Annotated in this window: 18 protein-coding genes and 3 pseudogenes; 11 read left to right on the forward strand and 10 right to left on the reverse strand. The window is 74.5% G+C overall.

What is annotated here, in order from left to right; genetic code table 11:
* Nucleotides 1–72: 72 nt before the first annotated feature.
* The 5 genes and pseudogenes from B1205_RS28705 to B1205_RS28725 form a co-directional block, all read right to left on the reverse strand.
* Nucleotides 73–447: pseudogene (locus B1205_RS28705) on the reverse strand (hypothetical protein); the annotation flags it as partial.
* An 85-nt stretch (nt 448–532) separates the two neighbouring features.
* A complete protein-coding gene (locus B1205_RS28710) occupies nt 533–853 on the reverse strand; it encodes a hypothetical protein (protein WP_089158451.1) in 321 nt (106 codons plus the stop codon).
* A gap of 16 nt (nt 854–869) precedes the next feature.
* A complete protein-coding gene (locus B1205_RS28715; protein WP_089158452.1) occupies nt 870–2,525 on the reverse strand; it encodes a sodium:solute symporter family protein in 1,656 nt (551 codons plus the stop codon).
* A gap of 165 nt (nt 2,526–2,690) precedes the next feature.
* A complete protein-coding gene (locus B1205_RS28720) occupies nt 2,691–3,848 on the reverse strand; it encodes a hypothetical protein (protein ID WP_089158453.1) in 1,158 nt (385 codons plus the stop codon).
* Between the two features lie 13 nt (nt 3,849–3,861).
* Nucleotides 3,862–4,455, reverse strand: a complete 594-nt coding sequence (locus tag B1205_RS28725) for a hypothetical protein (RefSeq protein WP_089158454.1) — start codon at nt 4,453–4,455, stop codon at nt 3,862–3,864.
* Nucleotides 4,456–4,761: 306 nt separating this feature from the next.
* Here B1205_RS28725 and B1205_RS28730 point away from each other — a divergent pair.
* The 7 genes and pseudogenes from B1205_RS28730 (at nt 4,762) to B1205_RS28760 (ending at nt 13,118) form a co-directional block, all read left to right on the forward strand.
* Nucleotides 4,762–7,097: pseudogene (locus B1205_RS28730) on the forward strand (nitrate- and nitrite sensing domain-containing protein).
* The gene (locus B1205_RS28735) at nt 7,097–7,519 is read left to right on the forward strand and encodes a roadblock/LC7 domain-containing protein (protein ID WP_089158455.1); all 423 of its coding nucleotides are present in this window, start codon (nt 7,097–7,099) and stop codon (nt 7,517–7,519) included. The pseudogene B1205_RS28730 and the gene B1205_RS28735 overlap by 1 nt, the downstream one beginning before the upstream one ends.
* Complete coding sequence (locus B1205_RS28740; RefSeq protein ID WP_089158456.1) at nt 7,509–7,898, forward strand: DUF742 domain-containing protein; 390 nt, start codon at nt 7,509–7,511, stop codon at nt 7,896–7,898. The genes B1205_RS28735 and B1205_RS28740 overlap by 11 nt, the downstream gene beginning before the upstream one ends.
* Nucleotides 7,879–8,481, forward strand: coding sequence for a GTP-binding protein (locus B1205_RS28745; RefSeq protein WP_089158457.1), 603 nt, complete (start codon nt 7,879–7,881; stop codon nt 8,479–8,481). Before B1205_RS28740 ends, B1205_RS28745 begins: the two co-directional genes overlap by 20 nt.
* 99 nt (nt 8,482–8,580) lie before the next feature.
* Nucleotides 8,581–9,615 carry a lactonase family protein gene (locus B1205_RS28750; protein WP_176308859.1) on the forward strand — a complete coding sequence of 345 codons (1,035 nt, stop codon included), beginning with the start codon at nt 8,581–8,583 and terminating at the stop codon, nt 9,613–9,615.
* Between the two features lie 150 nt (nt 9,616–9,765).
* Nucleotides 9,766–11,423, forward strand: a pseudogene (locus B1205_RS28755) (substrate-binding and VWA domain-containing protein).
* 213 nt (nt 11,424–11,636) lie between these two features.
* Nucleotides 11,637–13,118 (forward strand): sugar transferase, encoded by a 1,482-nt coding sequence (locus tag B1205_RS28760; RefSeq protein ID WP_089158459.1) that lies wholly within the window; start codon nt 11,637–11,639, stop codon nt 13,116–13,118.
* 9 nt (nt 13,119–13,127) lie between these two features.
* Here the strand turns inward: B1205_RS28760 and B1205_RS28765 are convergent, their stop codons facing one another.
* Nucleotides 13,128–14,258: a PP2C family protein-serine/threonine phosphatase gene (locus B1205_RS28765; protein ID WP_089158460.1), complete on the reverse strand. Its 1,131-nt coding sequence runs from the start codon at nt 14,256–14,258 to the stop codon at nt 13,128–13,130.
* Between the two features lie 200 nt (nt 14,259–14,458).
* Between B1205_RS28765 and B1205_RS28770 the strand changes: the two genes are divergently transcribed.
* Complete coding sequence (locus tag B1205_RS28770) at nt 14,459–14,845, forward strand: MarR family transcriptional regulator (protein WP_441338594.1); 387 nt, start codon at nt 14,459–14,461, stop codon at nt 14,843–14,845.
* A 31-nt stretch (nt 14,846–14,876) separates the two neighbouring features.
* Here the strand turns inward: B1205_RS28770 and B1205_RS28775 are convergent, their stop codons facing one another.
* The 3 genes from B1205_RS28775 to B1205_RS28785 form a co-directional block, all read right to left on the reverse strand.
* Entirely contained in the window at nt 14,877–15,905 is a 1,029-nt protein-coding gene (locus B1205_RS28775; protein ID WP_441338591.1) for a cobalamin B12-binding domain-containing protein, read from the reverse strand.
* Entirely contained in the window at nt 15,848–16,570 is a 723-nt protein-coding gene (locus B1205_RS32660; protein ID WP_254910288.1) for a PP2C family protein-serine/threonine phosphatase, read from the reverse strand. Before B1205_RS32660 ends, B1205_RS28775 begins: the two co-directional genes overlap by 58 nt.
* A 1,056-nt stretch (nt 16,571–17,626) precedes the next feature.
* Nucleotides 17,627–18,886, reverse strand: a complete 1,260-nt coding sequence (locus B1205_RS28785) for an ROK family protein (protein WP_089158463.1) — start codon at nt 18,884–18,886, stop codon at nt 17,627–17,629.
* Between the two features lie 52 nt (nt 18,887–18,938).
* Between B1205_RS28785 and xylA the strand changes: the two genes are divergently transcribed.
* The 3 genes from xylA (at nt 18,939) to B1205_RS28800 (ending at nt 23,184) form a co-directional block, all read left to right on the forward strand.
* Nucleotides 18,939–20,126: a xylose isomerase gene (gene xylA, locus B1205_RS28790; protein ID WP_089158464.1), complete on the forward strand. Its 1,188-nt coding sequence runs from the start codon at nt 18,939–18,941 to the stop codon at nt 20,124–20,126.
* A gap of 11 nt (nt 20,127–20,137) precedes the next feature.
* A complete protein-coding gene (locus tag B1205_RS28795; protein WP_089158465.1) occupies nt 20,138–21,649 on the forward strand; it encodes a xylulokinase in 1,512 nt (503 codons plus the stop codon).
* Between the two features lie 107 nt (nt 21,650–21,756).
* Nucleotides 21,757–23,184: an MFS transporter gene (locus B1205_RS28800; RefSeq protein WP_089158466.1), complete on the forward strand. Its 1,428-nt coding sequence runs from the start codon at nt 21,757–21,759 to the stop codon at nt 23,182–23,184.
* A 27-nt stretch (nt 23,185–23,211) separates the two neighbouring features.
* Here the strand turns inward: B1205_RS28800 and B1205_RS28805 are convergent, their stop codons facing one another.
* A complete protein-coding gene (locus tag B1205_RS28805; protein ID WP_089158473.1) occupies nt 23,212–24,882 on the reverse strand; it encodes a glycoside hydrolase family 13 protein in 1,671 nt (556 codons plus the stop codon).
* Between the last annotated feature and the right edge of the window lie 29 nt (nt 24,883–24,911).

Raw genomic sequence — 24,911 nt, forward strand, 5'->3', positions numbered from 1 at the left:
CGCGGCGGCGGGAGTGAGGCACCGCCTGCGCGGGATCCCCGGGCCCCTGGTCGACGCCCACGTCGACCAGGNCGTACGCTCGATCGCCGCCCGGCCCTGCTCGGCCAGGTCGCGGCGGGCCCGTTCCAGGTTCTCCGGGGTCAGATCCTGGCCGCGGGCGTGCACCAGGTCCTCCGGCTCCCAGGGCTGCTCGGCGCCGGTGCGGATGTTGTCCCCGCCGGCGCCGGTCCCGGTGCCGGTCGCGCCGGTCCCGGCCGCGTAGGGGTCACCGAGGATGTCCGGCGAGCCGGTGTCGGCCACCGCGCCGTCCGGCTCCGTGAAGGTGGGGTTGTCCGGGTCGCTGCCGTCGGTGCGCAGCTGCGACACCGTGCTGTCGTCGTCCACCGCGGCGGCCACCTCGGGGGTCTCCTCCAGCGGCCGCTCGCCACCGCGGTCACGATCGGTCATGCTGCTGCCTCCTGTCCGGATGCGTGATCCTGCCGGCGTACCCCGTGCGGGACCGGCCATGCCGAACCGGCCCGGCGTGGCCGGGTCAGGACTCCTCGCCGGACTCCGGCGCCTCGGTCGGGCTCAGCCGCTGCCAGAGCAGCATCAGCAACCCGAACACGAGCATCACCGCGCCGGCCCACAGGTTGATCCGCACGCCCTGCGCCTTGTCGATCTCCGCCGACGAGTCGAAGAGCCCCATCAGCCCGACGATCAGCCCGTACGCGACGAAGAGCCCACCGATGACCCGGCGGATGTCGAACAGCCGGGCCGCGCCCGAGCGCTCCTCCCGCGCGTCCTCGGTCTCGTCGACCAGCGGGTCGTGGGCCTCGCCGCCCTGGTAGTGACGGTCCTCGTGGTCAGCCATGGTGTGGGTCCCTTCCTCAGAAGACCGGGATGTAGAAGAGCGCGGCGAGGATCACCGCGACGACGCCGAGCAGCACCGGGGAGCGGTACCAGGCCGCGTCGCCGGCCAGCGAGTCGTCGGCGAGCGTGGTGTCGCTGAGGCCGTACACCAGGCCGGTCAGCTCGCTGTCGGACTTCGGTCGGGTCAGCGGCGTGACGATCACGGCCACCACCGCGGCGGTGACGAAGGCCAGGCCCGCGCCCCAGAAGCTCTCCTCCAGGTCGGAGTTGAAGCTGATCACGCCGCCCCGGTAGAGCAGGTACGTTCCGATCGCCACCACGGTGCCGGAGAGCAGCGACCAGAAGCCGGCCAGCGGGCTCATCCGGCGCCAGAACATGCCGATGATGAAGGTGCCGAAGAGCGGGGCGTTGAAGAACGAGAAGAGCGCCTGGATGTAGTTCATGATGTTGCTGAAGCCGGCCGCGATGAACGCGGTGCCGATGCCGACCACCACCGCGACCACGGTGGCGATCCGCCCCACCCGCACGTAGTACTCGTCCGGCCGGTCCCGCCGGAAGTACGCCTGCCAGATGTCGTACGTGAAGACGGTGTTGAAGCCGCTGACGTTCGCCGCCATGCCGGCCATGAACGACGCCACCAGGCCGGTGACCGCGACGCCGAGCACGCCGTTGGGCAGCAGGTCGCGCATGAGCAGCGGGATGGCGTTGTTGTAGACCAGGTCGCCCTCGTCGGCTCCCAGTCCCTTCACCGTGATCAGGGCGATCAGACCCGGGATCACGGTGACCAGCGGGATGAGCAGCTTCGGGTACGCCGCGATGATCGGGGTGCGCCGGGCGGCGCTCATGTTCCGTGCCGACAGGGCGCGCTGCACCTCGGCGAAGTTGGTGGTCCAGTAGCCGAAGGAGAGCACGAAGCCGAGGCCGAAGACGATGCCCAGCCAGTGTGCGCCGAGCGGGTTGTCGGTGCTGCCGGTGCCCTGCCAGGCGTGCAGGCCGGCGTCGCCGAGGTCGGAGCCGCGTACCGCGTCCATCAGCCCGTTCACGCCGCCGACCTTGATCAGCCCGATCACCGTGATCGGCACCAGACCGGCGATGATCACGAAGAACTGGAGCACCTCGTTGTAGATCGCGCCGGAGAGTCCGCCGACCGTGATGTACGCCAGCACGATCACCGCGCCGACCACGATCGCGACCCAGAGCGGCCAGCCCAGCAACGCCTGCATGATCAGCGCCAGCGCGTAGAGGTTCACGCCCGCGATCAGCACCTGGGCGACCGCGAAGCTGATCGCGTTGAGCAGGTGGGTGGGGCGGTTGAAGCGCAGCCGCAGGTATTCCGGGACGCTGCGGACCTTGGAGCCGTAGTAGAACGGCATCATCACGATGCCGAGGAAGACCATCGCCGGCACGGCGCCGATCCAGTAGTAGTGGACCGTCATGATGCCGTACTGGGCGCCGTTGGCGGCCATGCCGATGATCTCCAGCGCGCCCAGGTTCGCCGAGACGAACGCCAGGCCGGTGACCCAGGCGGGCAGCGAGCGCCCGGACAGGAAGAAGTCGACGCTGGTCTTGATGGCGCGTCGGGCGGCGAAGCCGACCCCCAGGACCGTGACGAAGTAGAGCGCCAGGATCAGGTAGTCCAGGGCGTTCATGTTCAACCGTAGGCCGCCGCCCATGCCGGTGGCTCCCCTCGTGAGGCCGGATGCTGCGCCCGCAGTTACCCCGTTCGCGAAGTTTCATGCCCGCTGCGTGGTCTGGGGTGCAAGGAGGGGCCCCTTCTTAACGCGTGGCGTCGAGAAGGGGCCCCTTCTCACACGGGCGGCCGTGTGAGGTGTCGGGTGTCAGCGGCCGAGGACGCGGTCCAGGAAGTCGCGGTAGCCGCGCACGGCCACCCGGAGCTGCTCGGTGTCGGACGAGCCGGACTCCTGCCAGGCGCCGAGTCGACCGCGCTGCTCCCGCAGCGCCGTGGAGAGCGCCTCGATCGCCTCCTCCACCAGCGACTCCGCCTGGCCGACCGCGGCCTTCGGGTCGTCCACGAAACGAAGCTGGACGTCGCGCCAGCGGTCCCGGAAGCCCTGGGCGGCGGCCGGGTCGAACAGCGTCGCCGCGTCGGCCGGCACCGCGCCGGGGGTGGGCCGGTCCGCGCCGGCCAGCGTCCCGCCGGCAGCGCCGGAGCCCGCACTGGCCGCGCCCGCGCCCGCACTGGCCGCACCCGCGCTCGCGCCGGCAGCACCCGCGCCGGCGCCGGCCGCGCTCGCCGCCGCGGTGGCGGTGTCCGGATCGACCGTGCCCCGGTGCCGTCCGACCTCACCGGGGACCGGCTCGGCGTCGGGGTCGACCAGACCTGGCTCCGCGCTGCCGTACCCGACCGCGCCGTCGGCCGCCGCGTCGTCCCGGCGCACGCCGTCGCCCGGTGCGTCGTCCCGGAACACGCCGTCGGCCGGTACGGCGTCCCGGCCCCCGTCGGCGTGCTCGGCCGCCCAGCGGTCCCGGTCGTGCAGCCGGTCGCCGGCGGTCGGGTCGGCCCGCTCGTCGTCCAGTCGGTCGGTGCGTCCGGGCGCGCCGTCGCCCGGTACGGCGGTGTCCTCGTCCCGCGCGTCCCGTTCGTCCCGCGGACGGCCGCCCGCCAGCGCCGAGGCGGCCACCGCGTCACCCACCGTGGTCGCGCCGAACGCCGTCGGCAGCGGTGCCGGCTTGTGGAACTCGGGCCGCCCGTCGTCCCCGGTGTCGTCCGACCGGTCGGCCGCGTCGCGTAGTTCCCCGGCGTCGTACGCCCGGGTCTGATCGGGCTCCGCGTCGCGGCGCGTGTCGGACACGGCCGGGTCGTCGAAGGTGCCCCGGTCGTCGAGCGCATCCTCGGGCACCTCGGCCCGGTCGGCGCGGTCGGCGCGGCTGGTCCGGTCGGCGCCGGCGTGGTCGCCCGGCGGCGGGACCGGCACCGGCGCGGACCGTACGGCCTCGGGGTGGTCGGACGTGACCTGCTGCTCTTCCTGGCGCATGGCGGCGGCCTCCTCAGCGGCTCGTGACGTCGTGCTCGTGGTCGGGGTGGCGCTGCGCCGGCGGCTGCTGGCCGACCGGGTCCTCGCCGAGCAGGTCGGCGAAGAGGGCCCGGTAGTGCACCAGTGCCTGCCGGAGGTCCTCGGTGGCGGCCTCGCCGCGCTCGTTGCGCTGCCGGATCTCGTGGGCGTCGCGGTAGTGGGTCAGCGTGCGGGCGTGCTCGACGGAGAGGTGGGCGATCTGGTCCGAGAAGTCCCCGGTGGGGTATCCGCGCTCGGCGATCAGGCGGCTGACCAGCTCGTCGGCGTCGCCGACGGCCTCCGACGGCGAGTCGACGAAGCGCACCTGGACCTCCTCCCAGGCGGCGGCGTAGCGGGCCCGGGACTCCGCGCTGAGCGGGGTCAGCTCCAGCTCGGCGTGCCGGCGCTCGCGCTCGCGCAGCTCGCGTTCGGCGGCGCCGCGGCTGTCCTGCTCGGCGACGACGCGGTCGTACTCCGGGCCGAAACGCTGCCGCAGGGCCCGGCGGCGGTTTGCCACCACGGCGAACGCGACGAGCGCGGCGACCACGAGGACGACGATGACGATGACGACTACCTGGGTGGGCGACATGGCTCCTCCTTCGCCCGCTGGTATTCCCTCACGCAGGTGATCGCCAATCCCGTTCCGGGCGACTTTCCCGGTCGGGCCGGAAAAGCGGCCCCGATCCGGACCTGACCTTCCGACGGGATCCCGGCGCCCGCCGGCTGCTGCCAAGACCGTCTCGGACCGTAGTGAACGGCGAGACGGCCGGTAGTGCATCCGCCGGGGATTACGTATCCTGCCCAAGGCGTCCGGGTCGGGGCCCGGCGTCGCGGCCGCCGACGTCGACGACCGCTGCCGGCGCCACTCCGCGACACCTTCCCGGGCGAGGTCTGATTGAACACCCGTGACTGGCCGATCCGCGCCAAGCTGACCGCGCTGGTCATCGGCCCGGTGACCGGGCTGCTGGCACTGTGGATCTTCGCCACCACGCTCACCTTCGGGCCCGCCCTCGACCTGCTCGCCGCGCGTACCCTCCTCTACGACCTGGGCCGGCCGGGCGAGAGCGTGGTCGCCGAGCTGCAACGGGAACGGCGGCTCTCGGTGGTCCAGCTCGCCGGCGAGGGCACCCTGCCGGAGCTGGCCGGGCAACGCGCCCGCACCGACCGGGCCGTCGCGGAGCTGCGCCGCCGGATCGACGGCGAGGATCTGCGCGACGCGGCCGACGACCAGCTCGACGTCCGGCTCGACCAGCTCGGTTCGGCGCTCGACGCGCTGCCCGCGGGGCGGGTCTTCATCGACGACCGGAAGGTGGACCGGGCCGGCGCGGTCGGCCTGTTCAGCGGGATGATCGGGTCGGCCTTCCAGGCGTTCTCCGCGATGGCCACGCTGCCCGACGCCCACCTCAACCGCGAGGCGTCCGCGCTCACCGCGCTGGGTCGCTCCCGTGAGCTGCTCGGGCAGGCCGACGCGTTGCTGTCCGGCGCGGTCATCGCCGGCCGGTACGCCGACGGCGAGCACGAGCAGTTGGTGCGTACCGTCGAGAACCAGCGGTTCCTGGCCGAGACCGCGGTCGCCGACCTGCCGCCCGACGAGCGGGCCGGCTACCAGCGGCTGACCGAGGGCGCCGAATTCCTGCGCCTGCGCGCCCTGCAGGACGCCCTGATCCGCTCCGACGCCCTGCCCGACCGGTTCGACGTGCGGGCCTGGGAGGCCAGCCACGCTCAGGTCTGGCAGGGCCTGCGGGACTTCGAGCTGCGCGGCGCGGACAGCCTCACCGAGCGGTCGGTGCCGATGGCGGTGCGCATCCTGGTGCAGCTCGCCGCCGCCGGGCTGCTCGGCCTCGTCGCCGTCGTGGCCTGTGTGCTGGTGGCACTGCGGGTCGGCCGGTCGCTGGCGCAGCGGCTGACCGGTGTGCGCACCGCCGCCACCGAGATGGCCGAGCAGCGGCTGCCCGACGTGGTCGCCCGGCTGCGTCGCGGCGAGGAGGTCGACGTGGCCCGCGAGGCCCCCGAGATGGACCACGGCGGTGACGAGATCGGGGAGGTGGCGCGCGCCTTCAACGAGGTGCGCCGTACCGCCGTGCGGGCCGCCGTCGACGAGGTGACGCTGCGCCGCGGCTTCCACGAGGTGATCCTGAATCTCGCCCGACGCAGCCAGGGCCTGGTGCACCGCCAGTTGGCGTTGCTGGACCGGNCCTCGCCACCCGGCTCCGCCGGCACGCCGAGGACCTGGTCATCCTGGCCGGCGCCGCGCCCGGGCGGGGCTGGCGGCGGCCGGTCGCCGCGGTGGACGTGATGCGCGGTGCCATCTCCGAGGTCGAGGCGTACGACCGGGTCGACGTGGGGGAGGTGCAGCCGGCCGGGGTGCTCGGCCGGTCCGTCGGCGACGTCATCCACCTGCTCGCCGAGCTGATCGAGAACGCGACCGCGTATTCTCCGCCCGGCACCCGGGTGGACGTCACCGGCCACGGCGTCCCGGGCGGCTACACCATCGAGATCACCGACCGTGGGCTCGGCATGTCCCCGCCGGCCATGGCGGCGGCCAACCGGAAACTGGCCGCCCCGCCGGAGTTCGACCCGGCCGACAGCGCCCGGCTGGGCCTGTTCGTGGTGGCCCGGCTGGCCGCGCGGCACGGCGTCCGGGTGGAGCTGCGACCGGCCCGGCCGGCCGGAACGACCGCCGCGGTGTTCGTACCGGCGGATCTGATCACCGGCGAGCCGCCGGTCGGCCCGGACGCCGCCCCCGCCGGGCCGGACCGGCGGCGGATGGCGAAGGTGACCCGGCTGACCACCGTCCCGCGCGGACGGACCGCCCGGCCCGGCCGGGACCGCCCCGAGCCCACCGTGGTCCCGTTGCCGGTGACCCGGCCCTCCGCCGTGGAACCGCCCGCCGACGGCGACGGCCTGCCCCGCCGGGTGCGGCGGCANNNNCCCCGCACGGTCGCCGACACCCCGGCCGTCCGCCGCACGGCCACCGACACCCCGCCCCACCGCTCGCCGGAGGAGGCCCGCCGGACCATGTCCGCGTTGCAGGCCGGCACCGCGCGTGGGCGTCAGGACGGCGCGCGCGGCTCCGCCGGCCCGGCGCTCGTGCGGATCCGGGACGCCGGGCCGGACACGTCCACCGTCGTGCCGGGCGACACCGGTACGCCGTCCACCGCGCCGGAGCCGGCCACGCCGCCCTCCCCGCCGGCGCCGGACCATCGAACCGCGACTGAGAGGGACGCCTAGTGGTGCACACGACGCGGCAGAACGCCGATCTCGACTGGCTGCTCGACGACCTGGTGGAGCGGGTGCCCGGCGCCCGCCGCGCCGTGGTCCTGTCGGCGGACGGGCTCCTGCTCGGTGCCTCCGCCGACCAGGACCGCACCGACGCGGAGCACCTCTGCGCGCTGGCGTCCGGCTTCTCCGGCCTGGCCAAGGGGGCCACCCGGCACCTGGGTGGGGGCGCGGTCCGTCAGACGGTGGTGGAGATGGAGTCGGCGTACCTGTTCGTCACGGCCGCCGGGCAGGGTGCCTGCCTGGCGGTGGCGAGCGACGCGGACGCGGACATCGGCCTGGTCGCGTACGAGATGGCGATGCTGGTGATCCGCGTCGGCGAGAACCTGGCCGCGCCGGCCCGGACAGTGGGGGAACCGACCGATGCGGGCTGAGTCGCCGGGTCCCCAGCACGAGTGGCTGGACGCCGACGCCGGCCCCGTGGTCCGTCCGTACACGCTCACCGGCGGGCGGGTGCGGCCGCCGGTGGACGGTTTCGACCTGCTGGCGTTCGTGCTGGCCACGACGGTGGCGCAGCCGGCCGGCGCGCCCGGTCTCCAGCCGGAGCATCGCCGCCTGGTCGAGCTGGCCCGGCGGCCGAAGGCCGTCGCCGACCTCGCCGCCGACCTGGACCTCGCCGTCGGTGTGGTCCGGGTGCTGCTCGGCGACCTCCTCGCCCATGGTTTCGTCGCGGTGCACCGACCTCCGGCCACCGCTTACCTGCCCGACGACAACATCCTCAAGGCGGTGGTCAATGGACTCCGTGCGCTCTGACCGGGAGCCGGCCGCGCCGCGGGTGCCGCTGGCCCTGAAGATCCTCATCGCGGGTGGCTTCGGCGCCGGCAAGACCACGCTGGTCAGCGCGTTGAGCGAGGTCCGACCGTTGCAGACGGAGGAGGTGCTGACCGGGGCCGGTCTCGGCACCGACGACGTCTCCGGCGTGGAGCAGAAGTCGACCACCACGGTGGCGATGGACTTCGGTCGGATCACCATCAACGACGACCTCCAGGTCTATCTGTTCGGCACGCCGGGCCAGGACCGGTTCTGGTTCCTCTGGGACGAGCTGGCCTTCGGCGCGCTCGGCGCGGTGGTCCTCGCCGACACCCGCCGGCTGGCCGACTGCTTCCCCTCGATCGACTACTTCGAGCAGCGGGGCATCCCGTTCGTGGTGGGGGTGAACTGCTTCGACGGCTCCCGCCGGTTCGGGCTGGAGGCGGTCCGCGACGCGCTGGACCTCGACCCGGACGTCCCGCTGGTGCTCTGCGACGCCCGGGACCGGCAGTCCGGCAAGTTGGTGCTGATCTCGCTGGTCGAGCACGTGGCCCGCAAGCGCGGCGAGCCGGTGCCGGTGGGCTGACGTCGTCGACGCGGATTCCGGCGGTCCGGGACGACTGACCGGGCGCTTCTCCGGGAAGCCTGGTTGGATCGCGGCAGGACACGGCGGAGGGTGGGAACGGTGAGCGGGCAGGACCAGATCGTCCACATCGGCGGCTACACGGCGGAGACGGGTGGACGCGCGCAGGGGATCGTCGCGGCGCGGCGTGACCCGGCGTCCGGGGCGTTGACCCCGCTCGGCACCGTGGCGGTCACCCCGTCGCCGTCGTTCCTCGTCCGACACCCGGTGCTGCCGGTGCTGTACGCCGTCAACGAGCTGCCCGAGGGCGGGCTCAGCGCCTTCCGGGTGGCGCCGGGCGGCGACCTCACGCCGCTGGGCGTACGCCCGACGGGCGGGGCCGAGCCGTGCCACCTCGCGGTCGCGCCGGACGGGCGGCACCTGTTCGTGGCGAACTACGGCGGCGGCAGCGTGGCGGTCTTCCCGCTGGACGCCGACGGCGTGCCGGGGGAGCGCTCCGACCTGGTCCGGCACGAGGGGCACGGTGTCGTGCCCGATCGTCAGGAGGGGCCGCACTGCCACATGGTCTCGCCCGACCCCGACGGCGGGCCGCTGCTCGTGGTCGACCTGGGCACCGACTCGGTGCACCGGTACGACCTCGACGCCGGCCCGGGGCGGTTGGCGCCCCGGGAACCCCGGCTGCGGACGCCGGCCGGCACCGGCCCCCGGCACCTGGCCCGGCACCCGGACGGGCGGCGGTGTTGGCTGGTCGGTGAGCTGGACGCCTCGGTCACCGGGTACGACCTGACGCCGGACGGCCCGCGCCAGCGGGTCCGGGTGGAGGCCAGCGGCCGGACCGGTCACGTCCAGCCTTCCGAGGTGGCCGTCGGTCCCGACGGGCGCTTCCTCTACGTGGGCAACCGGGGCGTGGGCACGGTGGCCGTCTTCGCCCTGGCCGGCGCCGCGCCGGAGCTGGTGGCCGAGGTCGACACCGGCGGCGGGTGGCCGCGGCACTTCGTGCTGACCGGCGAGCATCTGTACGTCGCCGACGAGCGGGCCGACCTGATCACGATCTTCCGGGTGGACCCGACCACCGGGGTGCCGGAGCCGGTGGGGGAGCCGGTGCCGGTGGCGAGCCCGACGTGTGTGCTGGTGTGACGGGGCGGAGCGCGATTCTAGGTCACTGTTCCCTGACTCAGCGTATGAATTAGCTGATCAACTGTTTCTGCTGCGTAACTTTCGTCCGAACGGTTGTGGCGGTAACCCCACGAGGTACGCAAGATGGTCACCGTGTCTGGCCGCCATCGCATGCGTTCCCACCTCCGAGGGTTAGGTGCCGCCGCGGCGGCGACCGCGCTCGTCGCCGTCGTAGCCGGCTCCTGGTTCGGGTACCAACAGTTGGCCGGCCCGAACTGTTCGGGCCGGACCGAGCTGTCGGTGGCGGCGGCCCCGGAGATCGCCCCGGCGGTGCGCGACGCCGCCGACGAGTGGGTCGCCAACGGTGCGCGGGTCGGCGACACCTGCATCGCCGTGACCGTCTCCTCGGCCGAGTCGGTCGACGTGGCCGCGGCGGTGGCCAGCAAGCACGGTGCCACGCTGGCCGGCGTCGGACAGGCCAGCGGCACCGCGGTCACCCCGGACGTCTGGGTGCCCGACTCCTCCACCTGGCTGGTCCGGCTCAAGAGCGGCGGCGCCAGCGCCTTCGCGCCGGCCAACGGCGCCTCCATCGCGCGCAGCCCGGTGGTCGTCGCGCTGCCCGAGCCGGTGGCCGCGCGGATCGGCTGGCCGGACAAGAAGCTGCACTGGTCCGACCTGCTCGGCCAGGTGACCTCCAGCAAGCCGCTGCGGGCCGGGATCGTCGAGCCGACCCAGGACGCGGCCGGCCTGTCCGGTCTGCTGTCGCTGACCGCGGCCGCCAGTTCCACCGGTGAGGCCGGCTCCCCGAAGGCCCAGGAGGCCATGATCGGGGNGGCGCGGCGGCGCTGTCCGAGGAGGACGTGATCGCGTACAACAACACGAAGCCGCCGATCAAGCTGGCGGCGCTCTACCTGGACCCGGTGCCGATCCCGCTGGACTATCCGTTCGCGGTGCTGCCCGGCATCGAGCCGAGCAAGGCGTCGGCCGCGCGGGTGCTCTTCGAGGCGCTGCGTTCCGACGACTTCAAGGACCGGCTCGCCGAGCAGTCGCTGCGTGCGCCGGACGGCAACTGGGGCCGTGGCTTCCAGGCGCCGACGGGCGCGCCCAGCCCGGCGAACGGCGGCGCGGACGCCGCACCGCCCTCGGGTCAGGGCGGCGCGGCCGACCTGGACCCGGTCGCCATCTCGACGGCCACCACCACCTGGTCGGTGGCCACCCAGTCGGGTCGGATGCTCTGCGTCGTCGACGTCTCCGGTTCGATGAAGAAGCCGGTGGCCACCGCCAACGGCGCCAGCCGCGAGCAGGTCACCGTGGCGGCCGCGGGCCAGGGCCTCGGGCTCTTCGACGACTCGTGGTCGATCGGCCTGTGGACGTTCTCCACCAACCTCCAGGGCGCGCAGGACTGGCGCGAGCTGGTCGGGATCCGGCCGCTGTCGAGCAACCGGGGCGCCCTGCAGCGCGGCCTGGCCTCGATTCGGCCCTCCAACGGCAACACCGGCCTGTACGACACGATGCTCGCGGCGTACCAGAAGGTCCAGCAGGACTGGGAGCCGGGCAAGGTCAACTCGATCGTGCTCTTCACCGACGGCAAGAACGAGGACAACGACGGCATCTCGCAGAAGGAGCTGCTGACGCAGCTCAAGAAGATCCGCGACGACGAGCAGCCGGTGCAGGTCATCATCATCGGCATCGGCACCGAGGTGAACCGGGCCGAGCTCAAGTCCATCACGGACGTCACCGGTGGTGGCGCGTTCGTGACCACCGACCCGAGCAAGATCGGTGAGATCTTCCTGCAGGCGATCGCGCTGCGCCCGCCCGCCCCTCGCTGACCCGCCACTCAGCGATAGCCTTCCGCCGTGCCGGAAAGCCGGTACGGCGGAAGGCTTCCCGGTCAAGACACGGGAAGCGAACTGACGGTAATGTGTCCGAATCAATCGGTAACGATAATTGTTTTGGCATGATGGCCGGGGTGTCTCGACCGCAGGTCCCCTCGCCGGGGCCGGGCGGGGACGGGGCGGTCCTGAGTGGAGTGGGGAGGGCCGGTGCGTTCGGCGACGCTGTTGACCCCCGCCAGGACGTCGCGGCCCGGGCAGGAACGCCCGGGCGCGACGACGCGAGCCGCGGAGCGGGCCTACATCCGGGTCCTGGTGGTGCTCGACACCGCCGTGCTGGCGGTGGCCATCCTGGTGGGCTACCTGGCCCGGTTCGGTGACGAGGAACCCAGCGGCTCCCAGATCCCCTACGTGGTGGTCGCCCCGGTGCTCCTGCTGGTCTGGCTGGTGTCGCTGAAGGCCATGCGCTGCTACGACGACCAGGTGCTCGGCTACGGCGCGGACGAATACCGCCGGGTCAGCGCGGCGAGCCTGCGACTGGCCGGCGGCATCGCCATCGCCGGCTACATCGCCGACGTCGGCGTCTCCCGGGGCTTCCTGGCCATCTCCTTCGCGGTCGGCACGCTCGGCCTGGAGGTGGCCCGCTTCGCCGCCCGCAAGCGGCTGCACCGCGCCCGCGACCACGGCGCCGGATGGTCCCGCAAGGTGCTGGTCGTCGGTGACACCGCGCACGTGTTGGAGCTGGTGCACACCCTGCGCCGGGAGCCGTACGCCGGTTACCAGGTGGTCGGCGCCTGCATCCCCGACGCGCTGCTCGCCCCGGTGCCGCAGCGCCTCGGCGACGTGCCGGTGGTCGGGTCGTTCCGGGGCATCCCCGAGGCGGCCACCGCGATCGGCGCGGACACGGTGGCGGTCACCGCCTCCGGCGAGCTGACCGCGACCCGGCTGCGCCGCCTGGGCTGGCAACTGGAGGGCACCGGGGTCGACCTGGTGGTGGCGCCGGCGCTGACCGACGTGGCCGGCCCGCGCATCCACACCCGCCCGGTCGCCGGCCTGCCGCTGATCCACGTCGAGGCGCCCGAGTTCCGCGGCGCCCGCAAGCTGGTCAAGGGCTTCGTCGACCGGTCACTCTCGCTGATCGCCCTGCTCCTGCTGTCGCCGGTGCTGGCGTTCATCGCGCTCGCCATCAAGCTGGACAGCCGCGGCCCGGTCCTGTTCCGCCAGACCCGGGTCGGCCAGGGCGGCGAGGAGTTCGGCGTCTTCAAGTTCCGCACCATGGTGGTCAACGCCGACGCCCTGCTCGCCGAGCTGGCCGCGCGGAACGAGACCGACGGCCTGATGTTCAAGATGCGCGACGACCCCCGGGTCACCCGGATGGGCCGGATGCTGCGCAAGTGGTCGCTGGACGAGCTGCCCCAGCTCGCCAACGTGCTGTTCGGTCACATGAGCCTGGTCGGCCCGCGCCCGCCGCTGCCCTCCGAGGTGGCCCGCTACGACGGCGACGTGGCCCGCCGGCTGCTGGTCAAGCCCGGCATGACCGGCCTCTGGCAGGTGAGCGGCCGGTCCGACCTGAGCTGGGAGGACGGCATCCGGCTCGACCTCTACTACGTGGAGAACTGGTCGCTCGCGGCCGACCTGACCATCCTCTGGAAGACGTTCGGCGCGGTGGTCAACAGCCGCGGCGCGTACTGACCCGGGCCGTCACGGCTGCGGGCCGGTCCAGTCCAGGCAGACCACCACCGCGTCGTCCACCAGGTCACCGGCGACGAACGCCCGCAGGTCGCCGATCAGCGACCGGACCGCGTCCAGCGGTGCCAGCGGGCCGGTGCGGCGCAGGAAGCGGTCCAACGCCGCCTCGCCGTATCGGACCTGCTCGGCGGTGGCGTCGAGGACCCCGTCGCTGACCACGAAGAGCCGGTCCCCGCGTGCCAGTTGGAACCGCTGCTCCCGGTAGTCGGTGCCCTCGAACATGCCGAGCGGGAACTGCTGGTCCAGCACCTGTTCGGCCACCTCGCCAGCGCGCAGCCGGATCAGGCGCGGCGAGCCGGCGTCGACCGCGCTCAGCGCCCCGGTGGCGAGGTCCAGCTCCAGCAGCAGCACGGAGAGGTGCTGCGTGCCCCGGTGCTGCGCGTAGATCGCCTGGTCGGCCAGGGACGCCTGGTCGGGCAGGGCGAGCCCGGCCCGGCGCGCGTTGCGCAGGGCGTAGGTGGCCAGCGAGGTGAGCAGCGCCGCGGCCACCCCCTCACCGAAACCGTTGAGCACCGCCAGCCAGACCCGGTCACCGTCGTCGGACCAGTCGAAGCTGTCCCCGCGCACCGCGTACGCCGGTTCGAGCTGACCGGCCAGGCCGAACGACGGGCGGATCCGGCTGCGTCCGGGCAGCAGGTCCCACTGCATCTCGGCGGCCAGGGTGAGGCGCCGGCTGCGCCGCGCGGTCAGGTAGACGTCGGTGGTCGACGTGACGGCGGCCAGCTCGTGCCCGAGCACGGTGGCCACGGCCGCCAGCTCCCGGCGGGCGGCCGGGTCCGCGGGCAGCGGCGACACCCGGAGTACGCCCCGGCGTTCGCCCCGCATCCCCACCGGGAACCACCCGTCCTCGTCGGCGATCACCGGCTCCTGGTGGTCGAAGGCGCGCCAGGCCGGGTGGCCGGGGCCGGTGATCGCCGTACCACCGTCCAGCGGCAGCAACTCGGCGAGCCGATAGTCCACCTGGTACAGCTCGGTGCGGCTGATCCCGTACGTCCGCAGCAGTTCGGCGGCGAGCCGGTCCACGACGAGATCCGCCGGGGCGTCCGTCACGGCCTGCCGCACGCGAGCCTCCGGTCCGCTCATCTTTGCTCCTTTGCACAGGTCGCCGGGCTGGTCCGGGGAGTAGTCTCGGGGCCACCATGACCGAAGAGCACGCTCCGCCGGGACCCGAAGCGAGTATGTCCGCCGCCCTGGACGAGGCGGCAGGGACCCTGCTCGCCGTCTGGGAAGCGGCTCGGGAGCGCACCACCGACCGGCTCTCCGGAGCGCAGCTACGCGCGGTCATGGTCGTCGAGCAGCACGACGGGATCAACCTCCGTCGGCTCGCCACATTGACCGACATGCTGCTCTCCTCCGCCAGTCGGCTCTGCGACCGGTTGGTGGCGGCCGGCATGCTGGAGCGCGAGCCGGGCCGCCACGACCGGCGGGGGGNCCTGGCCGAGCTGCGCGCCGACCGGCGGCACCGGCTGGCGCGGATCCTGGCCGGGATGAGCGCGGAGGGACGGGCGGCGCTGCTGCGCGGGATGCGCGAGTTCGACGAGGTCGGCCGCCGGGAGCGGGCCTCGGGGGCCGAGCGGTGGCCGGTGTTGCGCCCCGGCGGTCAGCGCCCCGACGACGAGCGCTCCACCGACCAGCAGCGCGACGAACCCCCGGTGGCCCGCACCGCCTGAGCCGGCGCGGAACCCGTCGGCCGGCGGGCGGTCAGCCGGCCGTGACCACGGACCGGGCGGCCCGCAGCCGGGCCACCACCCGGGGATGCTCGGTCAGGGCCCGTTCCAGGGTGGCGAGCACCTCGTCCAGCAGCAGCCGGCCGCCCCGGGCGGTGAGCGCCTGCGCCTGCCATCCGACGAAGTCCAGCAGCAGCCGGTCGTCGTCCACCCGCACGGCCGCCACCAGCGCGTCCACCAGGTGCGCGATGCCGGCCGCGACGTCTTCGGCGGTCTCCGCCGGCGGATCCACCGCGCCGAGCGCCAGCCGGACCAGTTCACGGCGGCGGTGCAGCACCGCCACGTAGGCGTCGTCCGGCGGAGGCGGCGGCGGGCCGGTGTGCGCGCCGGCGGGCAGNGCGTCCCGGGCCGTGGCGCCCCACGCCGCCGCGCCGATCGCCGTGGCCCACCGGCCCTCCGGGCCGAAGCCGGGGCCACCGGCCAGCACCGGCACCCCGGCCGTCCGGCTGGCCTCCACCATCCGCGCCGCCCGGACCAGCCGGTTCGGCTGCACACAGCTCAGCAGCACCGCGTCCGGGCCGGTCTGGTGCAGGTAGGAGACCAGGTGCCGGGCCGGCACGCTGGCGCCCAGGAACGTCACCCGCCAACCGGAGGCCCGGACCACCTCGGTGACGATCCGGGCGGCCAGCGCGTGCCACTCGCCCTCGACGCAGGCCATCACCACATGCCCGCGACGCGGCGTACCGACGGCGGCGCCGAGCGCGTCCACCACGACCTCGCTGACGTGCGTCGCGGCGTGCTCCTGGGCCACGCTCCAGGAGCCGGTGAGCCAGCGGCGGCCGATCTCCCGCTGGGCGACGGCGACCAGGTCGACCAGGACGTCCGCGATCGAGCAGCCGTCGGCCACCAGGCCCCGGGCCAGCGCCACGGCGCCGGCCCGGTCGGCCCGGTCCAGGTGATCGAGGTACGCGGTGAGCGTCTCCGGCCCGATCCGGCAGGCCGGGCTCACGGTGTCGTCACGGCCAACATGGCGATGTCGTCGTGCGGTTGCCCGTCCAGCCACTCGTCGACGAGCTGGAGCACCCGGTCGACCAGCGCGGCCGGCGGGAGCCCGGCCCCGGAGGCGAGCGCCTGCCGCAGCCGGGCGTCACCGAACATGGTCGGCTCGGTGGGACCGCCCCGGGCCTCGGTCACCCCGTCGGTGTACGCCAGCAGCACATCGCCCGGGGCGAGCCGCACCTCGGCCTCGGCGAACGTCGCGCCGGTCAGCGCGCCCACCGGCATACCGCCCACCCGGACCGCCTCGATCCGGCCGTCGGTGCGGACGACCATCGGCGCGGGATGCCCGCCGCCGGCCACCCGAATCAGCAGCCCGCCGTCCGGCTCCCGGCTCAGCGCGCCCAGCAGCAGCGTGGTGAACTGGGCCCGGCGAGCCGCGTCCGGAGCGTCCAGCAGCGCCCGGTTGAGCAACGCCATCAACTCGCGGGGACGCTGTTCGACCAGGCGCAGGGTCTGCAACGACTGGCGCACCCGACCGGTCAGCACGGCCGCGCCGACCCCCTTGCCGCAGACGTCGCCGAGGGCGAAGAGACCACCGTCCGGGGTCGGGAAGAGGTCGTAGAAGTCCCCGCCGATGCGCAGGCTGTCACCGGCGGCCCGGTAGCCGCCGGCCAGCGTCATCCCGGCCAGTCTCGGCAACCGCGGCGGCAGCAGGCTGTTCTGCAGCACCCGGGCCAGATGGGCCTGCTCACCGTAGAGCTCGGCAGCGGCCAGCGCCGCGCCCGCCCGCGCGGCGAACTCCCGGGCCAGCGCGATCTCCCGCTGGTCGAAGCCGGCCCGGTCGGTGCGGCGGGCCAGGACCAGCGCACCGGCCGGGCNAGCACGGTGCCCGGCCGGCCGAACCCCGCCGGCAGCACCTCGGCCAGGTCGGCCAGCTCGGCGTCGAGCCAGGGACTGGGCTCGGTGAGATCGCCGTCGAGCGCCTCGACCAGCCCGGGAACCGACTGGACCGTCCCCCAGCGGGCCACCCCGGCGACCGGGCCGGCGTCGTCGGCGGCGTACCGGATCCAGTGCGGTTCGTCCTCGGCCGGCGGGGCCGGGCGGTGCACCACCACGGCGGCGTCGGCCAGGTAGGGCACCGGCAGTGTCGCGGCGGCGCGCAGGGTCTGTTCCCGGTGCAGGGAGAGGCCGAGCCGGCTGCCGGCCTGGGCGAGGAAGGCGGTCCGGGACCGCTCGGCGAGCAGCGCGTCGGTGCGGGCCCGCTCCTCCGTCACGTCCCGCACGTACCAGGCGCAGCGATCCCCGGCCAGCTCGCGCCGGGTGCCACGCAGTCGCCGGCCGTGATGCTCGGTGTCGAACGCCTCGGTGCCCTCCCGGGCCGCCTGGGCGAGCGCGGCCACCCGACATCCGGCCAGGTCGACGCCGGGCGTCAGCTCGGGGAGGAGGTCCGCCGCCATCGCGTTGACCAGGGTCACCACGCCGGCCGGGTCGACGGTCACGATGGCCTCGGCCAGCCCGTCCAGCAGCTCGCGGGCGAGCCCCTCGTCGGCCGGCAGCGCGCCCCCGGCCACCCGCCGGGGTCGCTTCCTCCAGGCGTGTCCACCGCCGCTGACCGGCCCGGCGACACCACCCCGGCGCGCGCCGGTCACCGCCGGTGGCCGGGCGCTTCGGTCGGTCGAGCGGCGCGCATGCTGTCGGTGCACTCCTCGATCGGCGGACGGGTTGCCAGGCGGCAAGCGTACCGATCGGGCACCACGATCGCCCAGGCGTTCGGCGGGGCCTGCGCTAACCGGTGCGGGCCAGCCAGCCGGTCGGCCGGTCGACGATGCGACGGACCACCGAGGTGGCCCCACCGACCGCGGCGGACTGGGCCCCGAGCACGGCCGGCCGCACCGTGACCGGTGACCAGGCGGCGGTGAGGACCCGCCGGGAGATCTCCGCCACCACCGGCGGGCACAACCAGGGCGCGAGCGGGGCGTATCCGCCGCCGAGCACCACGGTGTCCAGGTCCAGCAGGTTCACCACGCCGGCCACCGCCACCCCGAGCGCGGTGCCGGCGTCGGCCAGGGCGGACAGCGTGGCCGCGTCACCGGCCCCGGCCAAATCGGCGAGGCGGGTGGCGGCGGTGTCGGCGGGCAGCTCCGCGCCGGGCAGCCCGGCGGCGGCCAGGATCGCCTCCTGACCGGCGTACCGCTCCAGGCAGCCCTGGCCGCCGCACCGGCAGGGCCGGCCCTGCGGCTGGACCGGGACGTGGCCGATCTCGCCGCTCCAGCCGCGCGTCCCCCGGTAGAGCGACCCGTCCAGCACGATGCCGGCGCCGATGCCGATCTCGCCGGTGACGTGCAGGAAGCTGCGGGGGCCGGCCGGCCCGGCGTACAGCTCGCCGAGCGCGGCCAGGTTGGCCTCGTTCTCCACCACCAGCGCCGGCACGCCGTCGACCGGCTCGGCGAGCGGATGCCCGGCGAGCAGCGCCGGCACGTCCACGTCCCGCCAGCCGAGGTTCGGCGCGAGCCGGACCAGGCCGTCGTCGTCCACCAGGCCCGGCACGGCGAGCACCGCGCCGGCCAGGGTCAGCCCGTCACGTACGGCGGCGGCGCGTGCCTCGTCGGCGAGCGCGGCCAGCCGGGTGAGCGCGTCGGTGGGGGAGACCGGGCGCAGGTCGGCGCGGCGGACCAGGTGGTGCCGGACCGTGCCGGTCAGGTCGACGACGCAGGCCGCCAGGTAGTCGACGTTCACCTCCAAGCCGAGCCCGGCCGGGCCGTCGGCGGCGAGCACCAGGCCGCGGGCCGGGCGGCCGGCCCCGGTGCGCGGCGCCGGCTCCGCCTCGGCAACCAGCCGCCCGGCGATCAGGTCGTCGACGACCGCGGAGACGGTGGCCCGGGTCAGCCCGGTGCCGGCGGCGAGCCCGGCCCGGGAGGGTGGTCGCTCGGCGGCCGCGATCCGCCGGAGCACGACCGCGAGGTTCAACTCGCGCAGGCTGCCCTGCCGGACCGCACCGACGGTGCTGGCGCTGGTCACCGCTTGACAATGCCACACCGCCGCCATTTAATTCAACCGCTGAACAAATCGCGGACGACACCACCACCCGGAGGTCCCCATGGCACCCCGCCCCACCCCCGCGGACAAGTTCTCCTTCGGTCTCTGGACCGTGGGCTGGACCGCCCGCGACCCGTTCGGCGACGCCACCCGGCCCGAGCTGGACGCCGTCGAGGCGGTGCACCGGCTCGCCGAACTCGGCGCGTACGGGATCACGTTCCACGACGACGACCTGGTCCCGTTCGGCGCGGACGCGGCCACCCGCGACGCCCAGCTCAGCCGGTTCCGCAAGGCCCTCGACGAGACCGGCATGGTGGTGCCGATGGTCACCACCAACCTCTTCACCCACCCGGTGTTCAAGGACGGCGGCTTCACCAGCAACGACCGCGACGTCCGCCGGTACGCGCTGCGCAAGGTGCTGCGCAACGTCGACCTCGCCGCCGAGCTGGGCGCGAAGACGTTCGTCATGTGGGGTGGCCGGGAAGGCGCCGAGTACGACCTGTCCAAGAACGTCGGGGCGGCGCTGGAGCGCTACCGCGAGGCCGTCGACCTGCTCTGCCAGTACGTCGTCGACTCCGGCTACGACCTGCGCTTCGCCATCGAGCCGAAGCCGAACGAGCCCCGGGGCGACATCCTGCTCCCCACCGTCGGGCACGCGATCGCGTTCATCTCCACCCTGGCCCGCCCGGAGATGGTCGGGCTCAACCCGGAGGTCGGCCACGAGCAGATGGCCGGGCTCAACTTCGCCCACGGCATCGCCCAGGCGCTCTGGCAGGGCAAGCTGTTCCACATCGACCTCAACGGCCAGCGCGGCATCAAGTACGACCAGGACCTGGTCTTCGGCCACGGCGACCTGCTCAACGCGTTCGCCCTGGTCGACCTGCTGGAGCACGGCGGCCCGGACGGCGGCCCCGCGTACGACGGCCCGCGGCACTTCGACTACAAGCCCTCGCGCACCGAGGACATCGACGGGGTGTGGGCGTCGGCGGCGGCGAACATGAGCACCTACCTGCTGCTCAAGGAGCGGGCCGCGGCGTTCCGGGCCGACCCGGAGGTCGCCGAGGCGCTCGCCGCCAGCCGGGTGGCCGAGCTGTCCACCCCGACGTTGAACCCCGGTGAGGGCTACGCCGAACTGCTCGCCGACCGCAGCGCGTTCGAGGAGTTCGACCCGGAGGCGGCCGGGGCGAAGGGCTTCGGCTTCGTCCGGCTCAACCAGCTCGCCGTCGAGCACCTGCTCGGCGCACGCTGAGGCGGGCCGCCATGCCGCTCGTCGCCGGGGTCGACTCGTCGACCCAGTCGTGCAAGGTGGTGATCCGGGACGCGGAGACCGGCGCGCTGGTCCGCCAGGGCCGCGCGCCGCACCCGGACGGCACCGAGGTCGACCCGTACGCCTGGTGGGACGCCCTGCGGGCGGCCGTCGCCGAGGCCGGCGGGCTGGCCGACGTGGCCGCCGTCTCGGTCGGCGGCCAGCAGCACGGCATGGTCTGCCTGGACGAGGCGGGAGAGGTGGTCCGCCCGGCGCTGCTGTGGAACGACACCCGTTCCGCGGACGCGGCCCAGGAGCTGATCGAGGAGGCCGGCGGCGGCGAGACCGGCCGCCGGTTCTGGGCCGAGGCCACCGGCGCGGTGCCGGTGGCCAGCTTCACCGCCACCAAGCTGCGCTGGCTGGCCCGGCACGAGCCGGCCAACGCCGCCCGGGTGGCCGCGGTCTGCCTGCCGCACGACTGGCTGACCTGGAAGCTGGCCGGCGCACCCGGTCTGGACGCGCTGCGTACCGACCGGGGCGACGCCAGCGGCACCGGCTACTGGTCGCCGCGCACCGGGGAATACCGGCTGGACCTGCTGGAGCAGGCGTTCGGCCGGCGGCTCCGGGTGCCGGTCGTGCTCGGGCCGGCCGAGGCCGCCGGGCGGCTCGACCCGGCGGCGCTCGGCGACGGTCCGGCCGCCAACCCGTCCGGCGGTGCCGGCCGGCCCAACGGCGCCGGTGCGCCCGACGGTGCGGGCCGGTCCGGCGGTGCCGGTGCGGCCGGCGTCGCCGGTGGGGTGCTGCTCGGTCCGGGCACCGGGGACAACGCCGCCGCGGCCCTCGGCGTCGGCGCCGGCCCCGGCGACGTGATCGTCTCGATCGGCACCTCCGGCACCGTCTTCGCGGTCGCCGACGCCCCGGCCGCCGACGCGAGCGGCGCGGTGGCCGGCTTCGCCGACGCCACCGGGCGGTTCCTCCCGCTGGTCGCCACGCTGAACGCGGCCCGGGTGCTGGACGCCGCCGCGACGCTGCTCGGCGTTGACCTGGACACGCTCGGCGAGCTGGCCCTGTCCGCGCCGCCCGGAGCCGGCGGGCTGGTCCTGGTGCCCTACCTGGAGGGGGAGCGGACGCCGAACCGGCCGCACGCCACCGGCACGCTGCACGGCCTCACGCTGGGCACGTCGACGCCGGCCCACCTGGCCCGGGCCGCCGTCGAGGGGCTGCTCTGCGGGCTGGCCGACGGCCTCGACGCGCTGCTCGCGCAGGGCGCTCGCGCCGACCGGATCATCCTGGTCGGCGGCGGGGCCCGGTCCGCGGCGGTACGGCGGATCGCGCCGCAGGTCTTCGGCCGCCCGGTGGTGGCGCCGCCGCCCGGGGAGTACGTCGCGGACGGGGCCGCCCGGCAGGCCGCCTGGGTGGCGCTGGGCGGCGACACCCCGCCGGAGTGGTCCATCGGCACCACCGAGGAACACACCGCCGAGCCGGTACCCACCATCCGCCACCACTACACCCAAGCCCGGGGCTAAGGAAGGGCCCCCTGTTAACGCCTCCGGTATAGCAGGGGCCCCTTCTTAACAGGCGACGCGCCGGGGGTCGTGCTGCGGGCGGGGCGCTGGCCTGGTTGGCTGCCGGGATGAGGGTCTCTCGGCGTGGGAACGCGGCGCACCGGTTCTACAGCGTCGTGGTCTTCGTCGTGCTCGCCTCGCTGGACAACGTGGCGATCGGCCTGGTGCCACCGCTGTACGGGCCGATCTCCGGCGCGCTCGGCGTACCCCAGCGGTTGCTCGGCCTGGTCACCGCGGTGAGCTTCCTGGTCAGCGCGGTGGCCGCGGTCGGCTGGGCGTACGTCGGCGACCGCACCAACCGCAAGCCGCTGCTCATGGTCGGCACGCTGATCTGGGCGGCGGGCACCGGCGGCAGCGCGCTCGCCGAGCGGTACCCGTCGTTCCTCGTCGCCCAGCTCGTCGCCGCGGTCGGGCTGGGCGCGGTGGGCTCGGTCGGCTTCTCCGTGGTCACCGACCTGATCTCGCCGCGGCGGCGCGGCCTGGTCATGAGCTTCTGGGGTCTGTCCCAGGGCGTCGGTACGCTGGGCGGCACGCTGGCCGGCGGGCTGCTCGGCGCGACCGACTGGCGGCGGCCGTTCCTGCTGCTGACCGGCGTGGGGCTGGCCGCCACCGTGGCGTACCTGTTCACCTACGACATCGCGCGCGGGCAGAGCGAGCCGGAGCTGGCCGAGGCGCTGGACGCCGGCGGCGAGTACGACTACCGGATCAGCCGCGCCGACCTGCCCCGGATCCTGGCCCGGCGGACCAACCACTGGCTGATCCTCCAGGGGCTCACCGCCCAGGCCGCGTTCGGCTCGCTGGTGTGGCTGCCGGTGCTGTTCAGTCAGCGGGCCGAGGCGCAGGGCTACTCGGCGGCCACCGCCGTGGTGGTGGGCAGCGTCTTCGCCACCCTGTTCCAGCTCGGTGGTGTGCTCTCCATCGTGGGCGGGTTGGTCGGTGACGCGCTGCAACGGCGTACCCCGAGTGGCCGGGCCCTGGTCGCGGCCGTGGGCATCCTTGCGGCCGTGCCGTTCTACCTGGTCCTGTTCTTCGTGCCGCTGCGCATCGACGTGCCCGACGGCGGCGGCACCGGCGCGGTGGTGACGGCGGTCCTCACCAGCGTGCTGACCGAGCCGACGGTCGGGTTCAGCCTGCTGGCCGCCGTGGTCGCGCTGGCGCTCACCTCGGCCAACTCGCCCAACTGGTTCGCGTTGATCGCCGACGTGAACCCGCCCGAGCACCGGGGCACGGTCTACAGCCTCGGCAACCTGGTCAACGGTGTCGGGCGGGCGGCCGGCAACGGGCTGGTCGGGGTGGCGTTCGCCGCGCTGCGGGTGGCCTTCCCGCCGCCGTTGAACTACGCCGTCGGGCTGGCCGCGTTCCAGCTCTTCTTCGTGCCGACCGGGATCATGTACTGGCGGGCCGCCCGCACGTCCCCCCGCGACATCGCGCAGGTGCACGCGCTCCTGCACACCCGAGCCACCCGCCTCGAAGCCGAAGGCGGGGGCCCCGCTTAACAGGTGGGTGTTAAGCGGGGCCCCCGCCTATGCAGAAAGCGTTAAGCGGGGCCCCCTCCTTANCCACCACACGGTGACGTCGGTGGGGACCGACGTGCCGTCCAGGGGGGCGCTGGCGGCCAGCACCCGCGCGCCGTCCGGCAGCGGCACCGCCGCCGTGCCGAAGTTGGTTAGCACGGTTACGTCGCCGTTGGTGAACGTGAGCACCTCGTCGCCGGAGGAGAGGAAGCGCATCGGCCCTCGGGCGAGCGCGTGCTCGCGGCGCAGCCGCAACGCCGTGCGGTACAGCTCGTACGTCGAGCCGGGCACGTCGCGCTGCCGGTCCAGCGCGTACTCGCCCCAGACCGCCGGCTGGGGCAGCCAGCTCGCGTCGGTCGGCCCGAAGCCGTACGAGGGGGCGTCGGCCTCCCACGGGATCGGCACCCGGCAGCCGTCCCGGCCGCGCTGGGTGTGCCCGCTGCGGGCCCAGGTCGGGTCCTGCCGGGCCTCGTCGGGCAGCGTGGTGTGCTCCGGCAGCCCCAGCTCCTCGCCCTGGTAGAGGTAGGCGGAGCCGGGCAGCGCGAGCATCAGCAGGCTGGCCGCCCGGGCCCGGCGCAGGCCCAGCGCGGCGTCCGGCTGCGGGTCGTCGACGCCGATGCCGTTCGTCCGGCCGCCGGCGGTGGTCAAACCGAGGCGGGAGGCGTGCCGGACCACGTCGTGGTTGGACAGCACCCAGGTGGTCGGCGCGCCGACCGCGTCGGTGGCCTCCAGCGAGCGGGTGATCACCGCGTACTGGGCCGGCGCGGTCCAGGCGGCGAGCAGGTATTCGAAGTTGAACGCCTGGTGCATCTCGTCCGGCCGGACGTAACGGGCCAGCCGCTCGGCCGGCTCCACCCACGCCTCGGCCACCAGGACCCGCTCCCCGGCGTACGAGTCGAGCAGCCGCCGCCACTCCCGGTAGATCTCGTGCACGCCGTCCTGGTCCCACATCGGCGGGCGCGGCTTGTCCACCTCGTTGCCGGAGAGGATCTCCTGCGGCTCCTGCCAGTCGGCCAGGTCGGCCTGCTTGATCAGGCCGTGCGCCACGTCCACCCGGAACCCGTCCACGCCCCGGTCGAGCCAGAAGCGCAGGACGTCGAGGAACTCGGCGCGCACCTCGGGGTTGTCCCAGTTGAGGTCCGGCTGGCCGGAGTCGAAGAGGTGGAGGTACCACTGCCCGTCGGGCAGCCGGGTCCAGGCCGGTCCGCCGAACACGCTCTCCCAGTCGTTCGGCGGTTCGGCGCCGTCCGGCCCCTTGCCGTCCCGGATGACGTAGCGCTGCCGTTCCGGGCTGCCCGGCGCGGCCGCCACCGCGGCGGTGAACCAGCGGTGCGCCGACGAGGTGTGGTTGGGCACCAGGTCGACGATCACCCGCAGGCCGCGGGCCTTCGCCTCGGTGAGCAGCTTGTCGGCGTCGGCGAGCGTGCCGAAGAGCGGGTCCACGTCGCGGTAGTCGGCCACGTCGTAGCCGGCGTCGGCCTGCGGCGACGGATAGAACGGGGACAGCCAGAGCGCGTCGACCCCCAGCTCGGCGAGGTGGTCCAGCCGGGCCGTGATGCCGGGCAGGTCACCGATGCCGTCGCCGTCGGAGTCGGCGAACGAGCGCGGATAGACCTGGTAGATGACCGCCTCGGTCCACCAGCCGGTGGCCGGGGCCTGCTGCGTCGCGTCGGTGTTCAGCGCCTTCTCCCTGTCGTGCGTGCGGGGGG

It is taken from the genome of Micromonospora sp. NBS 11-29 (genome assembly GCF_002140155.1).
GTDB lineage: Bacteria > Actinomycetota > Actinomycetes > Mycobacteriales > Micromonosporaceae > Micromonospora.